We start from the raw sequence: 15255 nt of genomic DNA on the forward strand, positions 1-15255 counted from the left end.
CAAGTGGCGGCACACCAAAACTTTAAGGCGATCGTTATGAAAAAAGATATCCATCCTACTTATGCAGCGATTACAGCAACTTGTACTTGCGGTAATACACTAAACCTAAACACTACTTTAGGTAAAGATCTTCACATTGATGTGTGCAGCCAATGCCACCCTTTCTACACAGGTCAGCAAAAAATGCTTGATACTGGTGGTCGTGTTGATCGCTTCAACAAGCGTTTCGGAGCACGTCGTTCTACTAAGTAATATTGATATATTATTTAATCGAATGATTAACTCTCAAAAAAAGCGTCAATTTTTATTGGCGCTTTTTTTATGCCTGTTATTTAACTCAAGCCTAATGGCAGCCAGTTTAAATGCTGATTTGAAGCCATACTGTATCGCCCAGAATGGTCTCAAAAAAGCATATGTTAAACGTGTTGTTGATGGGGATACTCTGATTTTAAAAGCGGAGGATGGCACTGATGATAAAAGTATTCGTTTGGTTGGTGTTAACACCCCCGAATTGAATCATCAAACCGGTGAGCATCAGGACTACGCTTGGCAGGCCTACCAATTTTTGAAGCAATTTGAAAATGAGTATATCTATTATCAAGAAGGGCCTGATAAAAGAGACAGATATGGACGATATTTATACTACTTATTTGATATTGATCGAATTTCTATTGGAAGTCAGTTAATATCCCATGGATTAGGTTATCGAATTGCAATACCGCCAAATATTAAATACCAAACTTGTTTAATTAAGGCAGAGGCGCAGGCTAAAAAGCAGCAGCTTGGAGTCTGGCGCAAGACACAACAATGGCAGCCACAAGCGGGTTTTGTTGTCGCAAATCTAACCATAACATCTGTTACCCGTAATCGAGGTGGATGGTGGCTTAAAACCAAACAGGGTTTAAGCATTAATTTACCTAAAGCTTATGCTGATCAGTGGTCTGAGCAAGCTGTTTTTCGGCTGGAGGGGCAGCACCTTCAAGCGCGAGGATGGCAATATTTTAGAACCTCTAAAAAAGCCGAACACAAATCATGGATATTACTAATAAAACACCCCAATGATTTGCTGTTAGTACTACAATAGGAAAGATCTAAGTATGATATTTCATAATGGTGATGTCATTTTTCACTATCTGAAATTATTATTCTGGTATTTATTCTCTAAAAGAGAAACTATATACAGATAAGTTATTATTGGTTTTATGCCAATAACGTTAGAGTACTGCTGCATAATAAAAAAATAATCCAATAATTGTCTAAAAACACCTAAACGGAAATCATTACAATGGCCGAAGATTTGAAACAAGCCGCGCTTGAATATCATGAACACCCAGTTCCAGGAAAGCTTAGTGTCACTATTACTAAGGCGACAGAGACAGCTCGTGACCTGTCTTTAGCATATAGCCCTGGTGTTGCTGAACCTTGTCGTGAAATTGCAAAAGACCCTGAAACTGCTTACCGCTATACAGGTAAGGGTAACCTAGTTGCCGTAATTTCTGACGGCTCCGCTATTCTAGGTCTAGGTAATCTTGGCCCATTAGCGTCAAAACCAGTTATGGAAGGTAAAGGCGTACTTTTCAAACGCTTTGCTGGTGTTAACTCGGTTGATGTTGAAGTTGAATCTGAAAGCCCACAAGCTTTTATCGATACTGTCGCTCGCATTGCGAACACATACGGTGGTATCAACTTAGAAGATATTAAAGCACCTGAATGTTTTGAGATTGAGCGTCAGTTAATCGAAAAATGTAGTATTCCAGTGTTCCATGATGACCAACACGGTACAGCGATTGTAACGGCTGCGGGTCTTCTAAACGCACTAGAGCTGCAAGGTAAAGACATAGCAACCGCTAAAATTGTTTGCCTAGGCGCGGGTGCTGCTGCGACTGCATGCATGAAGCTTATCATCAGCTGTGGTGCGCAACGTGAAAACATTTATGTATTGGACCGTAAGGGTGTGATCCACTCTGGTCGTGATGACCTAAACCAATACAAGGCAATGTTCGCTATCGATACTGATAAGCGCACTCTGGACGATGCAATTGATGGCGCTGATGTATTTATCGGTGTATCTGGTCCTAACCTATTGTCTGCAGAGCAACTAACAAAAATGGCTGCTAACCCAGTTGTCTTTGCTTGTTCTAACCCTGATCCAGAAATTAGCCCAGAATTAGCTCACGCAACACGTGATGACCTAATCATGGCAACAGGTCGCTCTGACTACCCTAACCAGGTAAACAACGTACTTGGCTTCCCATTCATCTTCCGTGGTGCTTTAGATGTTCGCGCAACTAAGATCAACGAAGAAATGAAAGTTGCGGCTGTTCACGCGCTTAAAGATCTAGCGAAAGAGCCAGCGCCAGCTGAAGTTGTTGCTGCTTACAATGGCGAAGTAATGGAATTTGGTAAGGCTTACATCTTGCCTAAGCCACTAGATAGCCGTCTATTGACTGTTGTATCTGGTGCTGTTGCACAAGCTGCTGTTGATTCAGGTGTAGCGTCTCTACCTTACCCTGACTTCTACCCACTAACAGATCTAGAACGCTTCTAAGTCTGTTATTAGGTATTGAAAAAGCCGGATTTTAGATCCGGCTTTTTTTATGTCTATAGAAAAAGAACGTTAGGCTATAGGCCGAGTAATTGATGCATGCTTAACAAATTTGCGATTTATCTCAGGTACTTATATAAAGGGCTCAGATAAACAGCTTGAGCGAGCGTTCAAGGCTCTGTTATTAATGTGAGTGGGCATGGAGGCCAAAGTGAAGATGAATAAGTATATTAAAAACCTCCCTATCCTCTTAAAAGGCTTAGGCCTCGCCTTCAAGAACTTTTTTAGCCGAAAAGATTGGGGGGGAGTGAAAAATAAACCCTCTAAAAAGTTGCAATCTGTTGCTAAACGGACCAAGGCTAGAGATTGGGATTGGGATAGGGATATGAATAGAACTAGGGCTAGGGATAGGAGAAGGTAAAGCGATTAGATCACTAATGTTAGTGTGATCTATTCATTTTGAGGTCTGGTTTTAGGGGCCTAAATATGATTTTAACAGCGGGCTCTTGGGCATTTAAAGCGAGGATGCTGCTGTGAAAAGCCTTTTCGCCTTCGCTGCCATCCTCTTCTTTAACGTTTGTTAGTAAGTGACCACCTTGTTGAAGGTTTCAACAAGGTGTGGGTAAGGGGTTTTAGGAGAGGGGGAATTTAATTTGAATTAGAAAAGCTCTTCTAAAATAGGCTCTTCTTTGGCTTCAATGATTTCATTAATACCGGCATTATCAGAACTAATGGTGCCGGTTTGGGTACTGGCTAATTTAATTTCAGGTACATTCTCTTCGCGAAAGACTTCAAAGATGGCATCTTTTTGGCCAGGTTGCGCGCGCTCTCCCGTTTTAGGGTCGATTCTCACTGTGACTAGGCTTGAGGGTTTGTCGATGTAAGAGGGCTCGGTATTGGCCAAGGCATCACGCATATATTCGATCCAAGTTGGTAATGAAACTGACCCGCCCCATTCGCCACGGCCAAGCGGTTGTGAGTTGTCAAAGCCGCTCCATACGGTGGTAACAACCTCCCCATTAAAGCCTGAGAACCAAGCATCACGGCCATCGTTAGTGGTACCGGTTTTACCTGCAATATCATCGCGCTTAAGTACACGGGCACGTCGACCAGTACCGTATTTAATCACATCACGCATCATGTCGTAGACGATGTAATCCACTTCTGGGTCTAGCACCTGAGGAGCAACGGGCAGGGTTTGAACCCCTTCATCTGTGTCGAATAGGGCACTTGCTAGAGACGCTTCTGTTTCTTCTTCAAGCTCAAGTGGTGTACAACGTTCGCACACAGTAATAGGTCTGGAACGATATAATTCCTCACCATCACGGCCTAATACCTTGTCGATAATATAAGGCTTAACTTGGAAACCGCCGTTAGATAAGACAGCGTAACCTGTGGCAATTTGTAAGGGAGATAAGTTAGCACTACCAAGCGATAAGGACAGGTTGTTGGGTAACTCTTGTGGATCAAAGCCAAAACGACGCAGGAACTCAAGCGTTGGCCTCACTCCCATTTCGTCCAGCAATCTTACTGATACAATATTTTGTGAGCGATACAAGGCTTGGCGAATTCGAGTGGGGCCATAAAACTTGCCGCCATCGTTCGTCGGACGCCAAGCACTGGCAAGGTTAGGGTCGTTAAAGACCACTGGCGCATCATTAATAATGCTCGCCGCGCTATAACCAGATGAAATCGCGCTAGAGTAGATAAAAGGTTTAAAACTAGAGCCAGGTTGGCGTTTAGACTGAGTCACACGGTTAAATTTGTTATGGCTAAAGTTAAGGCCGCCCACTAAGGACTGAATGGCTCCATTTTTGCTGTTTAATGAAATAAGCGCGCTTTGTGCTAATGGAATTTGAGAAAGCTTCCAACCAAGTTTGCTGTCAGGTTTGACACGAATAATATCGCCTTTTACCAAAATATCTTGTACTAATTTTGGTTTGCTTCCTTGTTTGTCATTATCAATAAAGGGTTTTGCCCATTTCATTGCATTCCAGCTAAGCTCTACTCTTTCACCGTTATCAAGGCGAATTTCTGCGGTTTTTTCTTCAGTCGATAGCACTAAAGCCGATTGCCATTTGCCAACTTTAGAGAACTTCTTCAGCTCTTTAACTTGCTCTTCTAGCTGTGCTTCAACAAGGTCAGGACGGGTCTCATCTGAGCCGCGATAACCATGTCGTTCGTCATAACTTGAAAGGCCAAAGAGAATTGCGTCGTTAGCAGACTCTTGTAAGCGAGAGTCTATGGTGGTGTAAACGCTCATGCCTTCTTCATAAAGGGCTTTACCAAAGGTTTGGAATAACTCTGCACGCACCATCTCAGCCACATAATCAGCGCTGACTTCAGATTGGATACCATAGTTCTTAGCGGTAATCGGAGCGGCTACTGCTTCTTCGTAGCTGTCTTTATTAATCATGCCAAGGAAAAGCATGCGCTGTAAAATCCAGTTACGACGAATCAAGGCACGGGAAGGACGGTTGATAGGGTTAAAGCTTGAAGGCGCTTTGGGTAAACCGGCAATCATGGCAATTTGTGCCAAATTTAGCTTATCTAATGTGGTGTTGTAATACACTTGCGCCGCGGCTTGGAAACCATAGGAACTTTTACCTAAGTAAATCTTATTCATGTAGAGCTCAAGGATTTCTTGTTTGGAGAGCTCTTGCTCCATTTTTAGCGCAATAATGATTTCGGTAAATTTACGGACGAAGGTTTGCTCAAAGGTAAGGAAGTAGTTTCTCGCAACTTGCATTGTGATGGTACTACCACCGCCGACAATATGCCCTGTGGTAAGAATTTGCAGCGCTGAACGTGCCAAACCCATAATGTCGACACCAGGGTGACCATAGAAATTACTGTCTTCGGCGGCAAGCACAGCACCTTCTAACATAGCCGGGATTTCTTCATAGGAAATGGGGGTGCGACGCTTTTCACCAAACTCTTCGATGAGTTTGCCATCTAAGGTGTAAATACGCAGAGGTACCTGTAATTCGGTTGCTCGCATTTCTTCAACGCTAGGGATTTTATCTTCAACGCTTTTATAAAAAGCATAAGAAATGCCTACAGCTGAGACAGCGCCAAACAAAGATAATAATAAGAAAATTTTAAAAAAGCGGGCCATGTCTCACCTAGGTTGGAGAAAATCATAAAAAGTTGGATAAAAACAAAGTCAGATTATACCTAATTGTGACCTGTTTGAGGGGAATAAGTTTACCTGTCTCTGTATCAAATTCGTGTCTTTTTTTTGCCTTAAAAATGTAATCTAACTCAATAATGAAATTTGGGACGTGTTTTATGTGTTTCGCTAAATCTCAGTTTCTAAACTGGGTTTCAAGCTAATTTTGTTTTATACACTTGAATGGACTAAATTTTAGGGTGCTTAATAGTACCTAGAGTGATTTATCAATTGCTTTAGGTTAACGGGATGACACCTATGGATGGGTGCTGATTGATAATGATTTAACACAAAATTCAAGGAATGGATGATGTTGTTAACGAAATATTGCCTCTTGGTGCCTTTGCCCAAGGGCATGAAATTTTTTTATGTGCAAAAAGGCAAACAGTTAGAAGAAGACTTGCTTCATGCTATGTCTAGCTTGCAAGACTTGAATCTAAGTATTGATGACTACTGTGATCAGATTGATGAGCTGGAGACTCAAAAACAAGAGGTTGTAAAGAATGCATTTTGCCATTTTTTTATGGTTGTTCCTGATTTCTGGTTAAGGTCTATTGAAAGTCGTATCCCCCTCACTAATTCTCATCAAGTAAAAAGCCTAGCGGCTTTGGCGTTAGCGTCAGAGGTAAGCCATTTGGCTCCAAACTCTGTTTGTTACCGATATCGTATTACTTCTGAACCAAATCATGATTGGCAAATAGAAGTTGCAAGTGCGCCTAAAAGGATTTTCGACTTAGCATCTGGTTTCTTACAAAAGCCCCTGCGCTTTAAAGGGATCATACCTGCTCAGGATTGTCTTGCGCTTTTAGCAGATGATAAGGTCAGACCAAATCGCTTTACTGATCTTGAGCAGTTAAGCCTCAAACCTAAGATGAAGCCCGAACCATATTTAAAGCGTTATGCGAAATCATGGTTGTTGCTTTTGTGCTTAACTTTCATGTCACAACTCCTGCTGCTTTACCTTTATGAGTCAGAAAAGCAGTCACTTGCCCGAGCAGAGCTTGGTTTGCAACAGGTGAAGCGCAGCACTTCAAGTCTTACAAAAGTTGAAAACAATGAATCTGCGCAGGTTGCCAGAGAGCTACTTCAGTCCTTGCCTTTAGATATAAGGGTCAATTCAATTGTCAGTGAAAATGATATTACGCGATTAGGTTTGTCTTTAAGTAGTGAGCGCCTACTTACAATTTATCCCTTATGGCAAAGTAAATGGAAAGGTTATCAGCTACTGCTTAAAGATGAATGGTTGCAGCCTCTAACCCTATTTTCAAAAGAGATGGACAATCAAAATAATAGAACAAGGAGTGTTCTAAATGTGGTTATTCAAATACAGAAATACTAGAAGAGTGAGTGATCAGCTAGTGGGCTTTTCTGCCCATTATCAGGATTTAAAATGGCCCGTTGTGAGTCCTGTGACTATTTGTTTAAGCATAGTGTTAGCTGGGCTGTGTTGGTATCCAAGCTTTACCCAATTAGAGGCGAAAAAAGCAAAACTACAGCTTAATCAAGTACAACTAATGAAGCGTGACCAAGCCCTACAGCGACTTATTCTGCAAACCGAAAAACCAACTTGGTTGGCTGATTTTACCTGGCTAACTTGGCAAGCAGAGACACACAACGCTAAGCATCCTTCTTTGACTAATTTAAAAGAAGGCGCTAGGTCGTCAAAAGCGCCTCTTCTGACTTATTACATTTCATTAAAAGGTGTTGCCAGTTATCAAGATTGGAGCAAAATCTTAAATCGTTTATTTGATGAATATTCCTTACGGCCTAAGTCAGAACATATTTATTGGCTTGCTTCTGGATTGTTGGATGTGCGCTTGGAATTGCAGCTAGTGACTAAAAAGTTAGCCTTGAAAAAATATTCCCTATTAGCACGCAGGGGCTATAGAAATTGGCCAAAAGAGATAGAAGTGCAAGCGGCATTGAGCTGGCACGATAAACGCAGCTTAAAGCTGAGGGTTGGAGAGTCTAGCTTAACCTTAACCCAAGGTGATTGGGTGCCTGAATTGGCAGCTAATCTTGTGACCTTAGATGCGGATAAAGCAGTATTTCGTCAGCAAGTATCAGCAACAAGGCAGGCGGACTTGGAGCGTTCTGACTTAGTGATACCTTATTTAAACCTTGCTAATTTTGAAGGCGTGACACTCTCTAATCTAGATAATACCGCGTCTAAAATAGAGCAATTAGATAGCGTATCAATGATATATGGGGAGCAGGAGGATGAGATTTAAAGCCTGGTGTTGTTTGATTCTATGGCTTCAGTCCTCTTACCTCTATGCCATGGATGTGCAGGTTAAAGATAAAGATATTCAAGATTTCCTTCCTTGGTTGGCAGCTCAAACGGACAATAGTTTGATCCTTAACCCTGCTATTAATGCGAATCTGAGTTTGTCCCTAAGAAATGTTAACTGGCGAGACTTGATGGGATTTATTGCTGCTCAACATGAGCTGACATTAACTTGGGCAGAAGAGACCGCGGTACTGATGCCGAAAAAAGCAAAAAGCCTTGATTCAAAACCAGTAAAAGAAAGATGCGAAGCGAAGTTTTGGCATATTGAGCATGCGTTAGCGGAGGATGTCAGCCGACATTTAAAAATTTTGTACCCTAAGTTAGTACTTTCTTATGATAATCGGACCAATTCCATTATTAGCCAAGATTGCCATGCAAGCCCCCAATTACTTGAAATGGTTCGTTGGTTAGATTCTCCTTTGAGGCAGATTGAAATTAGTGCGCGTATTGCTCAAGTACAAAATGCAGTTGAAAGTCAGATAGGGGTTGAATGGCAAGGGCAATTAGCAGGGGATACCCTATCAACAGCTTCTGGTTTAGTCGATTTAGCCACAACAAGCTCTACTTCTGGCTTGTCTTTTGCGGTGGCAAAAAGTGATGACCTGCTTGCCCTTAACCTAAGCTTTTTAGAGTCTAACGGTTTAGCGAATATCGTCTCTGAACCTAAAATTGTCACCGCAGAAGGGCAGATGGCAAAGATTGAGTCAGGCACAGAGGTGCCATATCAAACATCTGATGATGAAGGCACGCATGTTGAGTTTAAACAAGCGGGATTAACCTTAGAAGTGATTCCGTTTGTAAAGCAGGGTGATAAAGTCCAGCTAAGTTTGAAAATTTACCAAGATGCCGTTGGTGAAATGTATAATGGTGTGCCTAGCATAGAAACAAATCGAATAAATACGCAGGTCCTAGTTGGAAACCAAGAAACGCTAGTGTTAGGTGGAATTTATCGAGATGAAGTGTGGGAGAGTACCAGTAAGGTGCCTTTTTTCGGAGACCTGCCTTTCGTTGGTGCTTTGTTTCGCCATCAAGCTCAAAGGCAAGAAAAAGTCGAATTACTTGTATTTATTACGCCAAAACTGCTACAAATGTCTTATTACTAGGCTATAGCCTAACTCTGTTTAATTCTGATGTATTTGAACATAATGATTATTGCCCCCAATATAATTCTAGTGGGCCCAATGGGCGCTGGAAAAACGACGATTGGTCGTTTGTTATCACAATCTTTAGGTCGTGAATTTTTTGATTCCGATAGAGTTATTGAAGAAAATGCAGGGGCGGATATCCCTTGGATTTTTGATAAAGAAGGCGAAGAGGGTTTTCGTCGTCGTGAAACCCAAGCATTACAGGAACTAACTAAAGAATATGGCGCTATTGTCATGGCGACTGGTGGTGGTGCTGTAATGCTGGATGAAAATCGAGATATCTTACGTCAAGGTGGCTTGGTTGTTTATCTCTATGCCTCTGTTTCACAGCAGCTGACTCGAACCTCTAAAAGCAATCATAGACCACTATTACAAAATGGTAATCCGAAGCAAATTCTAACAAATCTATTTAAGGCTCGTGACCCTCTATACCGAGATGTAGCGGGACTTGTGGTAGAAACTGATTCACGTAATCCCAAAGTTGTAGCAAATAAAGTATTAGATGCGATTAAGCGTCATTTGAAAAAAGAGAGTGCTTCTTAAATGCGTACCTTGAATGTCGATCTTGGTGATCGTAGTTACCCGATTTATATTGGCGCTGGAATACGCCAGAAAAAAGAGTTATTTGCCGATGCAATTTCTGGCAAACAGGTCATGATAGTCACTAATGAAACCATTGCGCCTTTGTATTTGGATGCTTTAGTTTCATTACTGGGTGATGAGTATCAAGTAGATACTTGTATCTTGCCTGATGGTGAAAAGTATAAAACTTTGACCACTTACGAAATGATCATGACACGGTTGTTAGAAGTTCGTCATAACCGTACTACAACCATTATTGCATTAGGTGGTGGTGTTGTGGGTGATATGGCAGGCTATGCTGCCGCGACCTATCAAAGAGGGGTTAATTTTATTCAAGTTCCCACCACTTTGTTGTCACAAGTTGATTCCTCTGTTGGCGGAAAAACCGGTGTTAATCATGCGTTAGGTAAAAACATGATAGGGGCTTTCCATCAGCCCCAAGCCGTTATTATAGATACCGACTCCTTGCATACTTTGCCAGCAAGGGAGCTATCTGCGGGGATGGCGGAAGTAATCAAGTACGGCATGATTTGTGACCTTGAGTTCTTTGATTGGCTGGAAGCGAATATGGATTCGTTGATGGCATTATCCCAAGACCATATTACTGACGCGATTTATCGATCTTGTGCTGCTAAAGCCAATGTGGTTGCGCAGGATGAAAAAGAAAATGGAATACGGGCGATTTTGAATTTAGGTCATACCTATGGTCATGCGATCGAAACTGAAATGGGGTACGGTGTTTGGCTTCATGGCGAAGCTGTTGCTGCAGGTACTATGATGGCGTTGGACTTATCATGGCGCATGGGCAACTTAAATAATGAAGATCTTTTGCGCAGTCAAGCGATCTTAAAAGCGGCTGGCCTTCCTTGTTTACCTCCGACAGAAATGACACTTGAATCTTTTGTGCGTTGCATGCTGGTAGATAAAAAAGTGCTTGATGGTAGTTTACGTCTGGTTTTACTTAACCAACTAGGCGAGGCAAGGGTCACATCAGACTTTGAGATGGCAATGTTTGAAGAAGGTGTAAATGATGCGTTAGAATCCAGCCACGCATTAACATAAATAATATTGGATAACGTATTGCAGTGGATTAGCAAGGGGAAGCATGGCTGAATCAAATTTTCAGTTTGATTTGGATGAAGCATTAGATCAGCAACCGAAGGTTATGCTGAGAGATCCCTTTGCCTCAATTTCGGCTCCTTATTTTGCAACTGAAGAGCGAAATCAACAACTTGCTCTGTTAGAACATCTTAGTCGTTACAGTTCTATGTTGTTTGTTGTTGAAGGTAATAAAGGCAGTGGTAAAACCGCCTTTATGGAAGAGTTCGCTCGCCAGCAGTCTGATATTGCCATCATTAGTAGAGTTAAAGGTGGCATGCTAATGACAGCAGGCCAGTTACTGGAAAATATCTATAAAGGCTTCCCTGATGGTGTTAGTGGCTTAACCATAGATACCAGTTTTGGGCCTTTATTAAAGTTCGCTAAGGATAGGGAGCAGCAAGGTCAAAGCGTATTATTATTAATTGATAATGCCCATGAGTTAAATACCGATGCAGTGACTATGTTATTAGACATGATCGCATTGGCTAATGAGAATCAGGCTGTTCCTCATGTGGTGTTATTCAGTGAGCAGCCGATTCAACGCAACCTTGATACATACCAAAAATCACGCTTCGATCAACTAAGTCATTCTCAAGTTTTATCGCCTTATACTTTTGAGCAAACTCAAGCTTATCTCTTGCATAGGGTGCGTAGCATAGGTGGTGAGATCAATATCCCCTTTACTGAGCGTCAAATCAAAGCCATTTTTCAAGAGTCTGGCGGTTACCCAGGAGCGATAAACCAAGTTGCAAGACGCTTAATGGGAAAAGATACTGAAAAAGCTAAGTTTAACTTTAGTTTAGGGCTTGGTTTAGGTTTTCCATTGGTACACATGGCGCTTTTGTCCGTTGTGATGTTGGCAATTCTAATCACCGTTATCTTCAATGACTCTGACTCTAAACCTGCAACATCAACAGGTAAGGTCATTCCCTTGACCAGTAATACCCAATTAAGTAGCAATCAAACAAGAACTTCTTCAACGATCGCAAAAATTGAACAAGTCCAAAAAGGGTTGGAAAGTAACAAAGCGCTTTCTTTACCGCCTATCCCAATGGATGCAAGAACACTTCCTAAGCCAACACAGTCAACTCCAACCTTAGCTGATACGACTAAATCCTTAGCAACTAAGGCATTGGGCCAAACAAGTGTTACGGCAGGAAGCACTGCCAAACCTGTGACTCCAAGTGTGAAAACCTCTACAGGCCAAAGTGCTGTCGTTGTTGCTCCTATTGCAACGAGAACACAGGCTCCTGTTGTGGCGAAGCCTGTTCAGCAAGAAACAACAACGAATACGAGTAATTCAGATAGGTTTGATAAAACCACTTGGCTGCTGAGTCAGAACCCTAATCGTTATACCTTACAGCTGCTTGGTACTCATACTCTGTCTACCGTACAGGATTTTATCCGGGATCAAGGCAGTCTAGATGGTCTTTCCTACTTTGAAACTATCCATAATGGTAGGGAATGGTTTGTTGTTGTGTATGGTCTTTATCGTAATCGAAGCCAAGCTATTGCTGGAATTGAGGATCTACCCCGAGATTTACGTGCTTTAACCCCTTGGGCTAGAGGGTTACGTGGAATTCAGCAGGATATTCGAAAAGCTCAGTAATCTTGCCTTTAATTCTCTAAATCTTTGCTCAAAACAGGGCTATCAACTGCTTTGTGCACCAAAATTGAGCTGTTTTTAATCAAAAGCGCCCTTCATTTATACAAAATAAGCAAATATCTTCTAAAAACACTCGAAAAAACCATTTTCCACTAAAAAAACTGCTCGAACAGAGGAATTTCCTGCTGAGTAAAAAGCTCACCAGATAAAATGCTTTGTTTTGCTGCTTTCTGTCATTAAATCACCCTTAAATCCCTATAAAATAACAGAAACTTTGATTTTGCTAATTTGAGCGATTAGAGATTGCGAGGTAATATGGCCGTCAATTTACAGCTGGCAATTTTCAGTGGCCGTCAATCTCATTTTAAAAGTGAGTCGGTCAGCTAGCATAAAGGTATTGCGAGTCAGTCTGCGATACCTTCAAAGAATTCTAATCTCGTTTTTTACGTTTATATTTTGTGGGAGTTGGCGTATGAATACAGGTCTTTACCGTCCTGGTGAGTTCAAAGACAACTGTGGCTTTGGTTTGATCGCTCATATGGAAGGCGATGCAAGTCACGATTTGTTGAAAACAGCCATTGAATCATTAACTTGTATGACACACCGTGGTGGTATCGCGGCAGATGGCAAAACAGGTGATGGTTGTGGTTTATTAATTCAGAAGCCTGATGCGTTTTTACGTGAAGAAGCTTATAAGCTATTTGATCACACCTTATCGGATTTATATGGTGTGGGTATGGTGTTCTTGGATCAGGAAGAAGCCCTGGCAAATGAACAGCGCGATGTTTTAAGTCAAACATTAAAAGATCAAGGGCTTAAGCTAGTGGGTTGGCGTGAAGTGCCAACTGATCCTGCTTGTCTTGGTCAAATCGCAATAGACTGCTTGCCTCGTATCGAGCAAGTGATCATTGATAGTAACCGTATGGATGCCCGTACGTTTGCAACCCGTCTTTTTGTGGCTCGCCGCCGCGCTGAAATTGCATTAACACAATACGAAAACTTTTATGTTTGCTCTTTATCTGACAAGGTTCTGTCTTATAAAGGTTTGATGATGCCAGTTGACCTACCTTCTTTTTATAAGGATTTGGGTGATGAGCGTCTGCAGACAGCCATTTGTGTTTTTCACCAACGCTTCTCTACTAACACCTTGCCTAAATGGCCTTTAGCACAACCATTTCGTATGGTGGCTCATAATGGTGAGATCAATACGATTGATGGTAACCGTAACTGGGCTTTGGCGCGTTCGAGTAAGTTACTATCACCTCTGATTCCTGAAATGGAAGAATTAAAGCCTTTGGTTAACACCACAGGGTCTGACTCTTCTTCTATGGATAACATGCTTGAGTTATTAGTAACGGGTGGTATGGATATTTTCCGTGCTGCACGTATGATCATTCCGCCAGCATGGCAGAACGTGGAAAACATGGATCCTGAGTTACGTGCTTTCTATGAATATAATTCTATGCACATGGAACCTTGGGATGGCCCAGCTGGCTTGGTAATGTCTGATGGCCGTCATGCTGTGTGTATGCTGGACCGTAATGGTCTACGTCCTGCACGTTGGGTGATGACCAAAAACGGCTACATGACTGTAGCATCTGAAATTGGTACCTATAACTACAAGCCTGAAGATGTGGTTGCCAAAGGGCGAGTTGGCCCTGGACAAATGTTAGTTGTTGATACTCAAACGGGTAAGGTATTGCATACAGCGGATATCGATAATCGTTTGAAAGTTGCTCACCCTTACAAAAAATGGTTGAAGCAAGAGTCGATTCGAATCGAATCACTACTGGTTGAATCTAAGCAAGAGTTTGAACACTTTACTTCTGAAGAAATGTTGGAATATCAAAAAATGTTCCAAGTTAGCTTTGAAGAGCGTGAGCAAATTTTCCGCCCGCTAGCAGAAAGTGGCCATGAAGCGACAGGTTCCATGGGGGATGATACCCCAATGGCGGTTATGTCTAGTCGCACCCGTCCTGTTACTGATTACTTCAGACAAAAATTTGCTCAGGTGACTAACCCACCAATCGATCCACTTCGTGAATCTATTGTTATGTCGTTGGAAACCTGTATAGGCCGTGAACGCAACCTGTTTGAAGAAACGCCAAAACATGCAAACCGTATTATCTTGTCTTCACCTGTATTGTCGCCGCGTAAGTTCAGCCGTTTATTGGCAATGGATGATTACCGCTTCCGTTTGGCTCGTTTAAATACTAATTACAATCCAGATGAAATCAGCCTAGAGCAAGCGATTAAAAACTTGCAAGTTGGGGCTGAAGAAGCCGTATTGAATGGTGCTGTGATTGTTGTTCTTTCAGATCGTGATATCGAAAAAGGTATGTTGCCAATTCCTGCGCCAATGGCGACAGGTGCTGTGCATCACCATCTAACTCAATCTGGTTTGCGTTGTGATACTAATATTATTTGTGATACTGGTTTTGCCCGTGACCCTCATCAGTTTGCGGTATTACTTGGCTTTGGTGCTACAGCGGTTTACCCCTATTTAAGCTTCCGTTTAATCAACGACATGATAGACAACGGTGAAGTGCTAGGTAACCCAATTAGCTGTCACTCAAACTACCGTAAAGGGATAAACAAAGGTTTGATGAAAATCCTATCTAAGATGGGAATTTCAACCATGGCGTCTTATCGTGGTGCTCAGTTATTTGAAGCAGTTGGTTTGGCAGAAGAGGTAATCGACCTTTGCTTTAAAGGGGTTGCGAGCCGTATTCAAGTGCCAAATTTGCTGACTTCCAAGCAGAGCAAGCACGCATTGCTGTAAATGCTTGGAAACAACGTAAGCCAATTGAGCAA

The 15255-nt window shown here is 42.0% G+C and carries 10 protein-coding genes and 1 pseudogene; 10 read left to right on the top strand and 1 reads right to left on the bottom strand.

Annotated features, from left to right (window positions below):
- Nucleotides 1-36 precede the first annotated feature (36 nt).
- The 3 genes from rpmE (at nucleotide 37) to MED121_RS07830 (ending at nucleotide 2548) form a co-directional block, all read left to right on the top strand.
- Entirely contained in the window at nucleotides 37-252 is a 216-nt protein-coding gene (rpmE, locus tag MED121_RS07820; protein WP_036179641.1) for a 50S ribosomal protein L31, read from the top strand.
- A 22-nt stretch (nucleotides 253-274) separates the two neighbouring features.
- Entirely contained in the window at nucleotides 275-1084 is an 810-nt protein-coding gene (locus MED121_RS07825; RefSeq protein ID WP_009833115.1) for a thermonuclease family protein, read from the top strand.
- A 201-nt stretch (nucleotides 1085-1285) separates the two neighbouring features.
- Nucleotides 1286-2548, top strand: a complete 1263-nt coding sequence (locus tag MED121_RS07830) for a malic enzyme-like NAD(P)-binding protein (RefSeq protein WP_009833116.1) — start codon at nucleotides 1286-1288, stop codon at nucleotides 2546-2548.
- Between the two features lie 655 nt (nucleotides 2549-3203).
- Here the strand turns inward: MED121_RS07830 and MED121_RS07840 are convergent.
- Nucleotides 3204-5663 carry a penicillin-binding protein 1A gene (locus MED121_RS07840; protein ID WP_009833118.1) on the bottom strand — a complete coding sequence of 820 codons (2460 nt, stop codon included), beginning with the start codon at nucleotides 5661-5663 and terminating at the stop codon, nucleotides 3204-3206.
- 364 nt (nucleotides 5664-6027) lie between these two features.
- Here MED121_RS07840 and MED121_RS07845 point away from each other — a divergent pair, with 364 nt between their 5' ends.
- The 7 genes and pseudogenes from MED121_RS07845 to gltB all read left to right on the top strand — a co-directional run.
- Nucleotides 6028-7056, top strand: a complete 1029-nt coding sequence (locus tag MED121_RS07845; protein WP_036178966.1) for a hypothetical protein — start codon at nucleotides 6028-6030, stop codon at nucleotides 7054-7056.
- Nucleotides 7028-7948, top strand: a complete 921-nt coding sequence (locus MED121_RS07850) for a hypothetical protein (protein ID WP_009833120.1) — start codon at nucleotides 7028-7030, stop codon at nucleotides 7946-7948. Before MED121_RS07845 ends, MED121_RS07850 begins: the two co-directional genes overlap by 29 nt.
- Nucleotides 7938-9110 carry a type IV pili biogenesis protein PilQ gene (locus MED121_RS07855; protein WP_009833121.1) on the top strand — a complete coding sequence of 391 codons (1173 nt, stop codon included), beginning with the start codon at nucleotides 7938-7940 and terminating at the stop codon, nucleotides 9108-9110. Before MED121_RS07850 ends, MED121_RS07855 begins: the two co-directional genes overlap by 11 nt.
- 42 nt (nucleotides 9111-9152) lie before the next feature.
- Complete coding sequence (gene aroK, locus MED121_RS07860; protein ID WP_009833122.1) at nucleotides 9153-9695, top strand: shikimate kinase AroK; 543 nt, start codon at nucleotides 9153-9155, stop codon at nucleotides 9693-9695.
- On the top strand, nucleotides 9696-10796 hold the full coding sequence (gene aroB / locus MED121_RS07865; RefSeq protein ID WP_009833123.1) for a 3-dehydroquinate synthase: 1101 nt from the start codon (nucleotides 9696-9698) through the stop codon (nucleotides 10794-10796).
- A 43-nt stretch (nucleotides 10797-10839) separates the two neighbouring features.
- Nucleotides 10840-12444, top strand: a complete 1605-nt coding sequence (locus MED121_RS07870; RefSeq protein WP_009833124.1) for an AAA family ATPase — start codon at nucleotides 10840-10842, stop codon at nucleotides 12442-12444.
- 469 nt (nucleotides 12445-12913) lie between these two features.
- Nucleotides 12914-15255, top strand: a pseudogene (gene gltB / locus MED121_RS07875) (glutamate synthase large subunit); the annotation flags it as partial.

This window comes from Marinomonas sp. MED121 (assembly GCF_000153025.1).
Taxonomy (GTDB): domain Bacteria; phylum Pseudomonadota; class Gammaproteobacteria; order Pseudomonadales; family Marinomonadaceae; genus Marinomonas.

Bases quoted from the DNA above. Each gene is read 5' to 3' on its own strand.
- rpmE (WP_036179641.1), top strand. From the start codon at position 37: ATGAAAAAAGATATCCATCCTACTTATGCAGCGATTACAGCAACTTGT.
- MED121_RS07825 (WP_009833115.1), top strand. From the start codon at position 275: ATGATTAACTCTCAAAAAAAGCGTCAATTTTTATTGGCGCTTTTTTTA.
- MED121_RS07830 (WP_009833116.1), top strand. From the start codon at position 1,286: ATGGCCGAAGATTTGAAACAAGCCGCGCTTGAATATCATGAACACCCA.
- MED121_RS07840 (WP_009833118.1), bottom strand. From the start codon at position 5,663: ATGGCCCGCTTTTTTAAAATTTTCTTATTATTATCTTTGTTTGGCGCT.
- MED121_RS07845 (WP_036178966.1), top strand. From the start codon at position 6,028: ATGTTGTTAACGAAATATTGCCTCTTGGTGCCTTTGCCCAAGGGCATG.
- MED121_RS07850 (WP_009833120.1), top strand. From the start codon at position 7,028: ATGTGGTTATTCAAATACAGAAATACTAGAAGAGTGAGTGATCAGCTA.
- MED121_RS07855 (WP_009833121.1), top strand. From the start codon at position 7,938: ATGAGATTTAAAGCCTGGTGTTGTTTGATTCTATGGCTTCAGTCCTCT.
- aroK (WP_009833122.1), top strand. From the start codon at position 9,153: ATGATTATTGCCCCCAATATAATTCTAGTGGGCCCAATGGGCGCTGGA.
- aroB (WP_009833123.1), top strand. From the start codon at position 9,696: ATGCGTACCTTGAATGTCGATCTTGGTGATCGTAGTTACCCGATTTAT.
- MED121_RS07870 (WP_009833124.1), top strand. From the start codon at position 10,840: ATGGCTGAATCAAATTTTCAGTTTGATTTGGATGAAGCATTAGATCAG.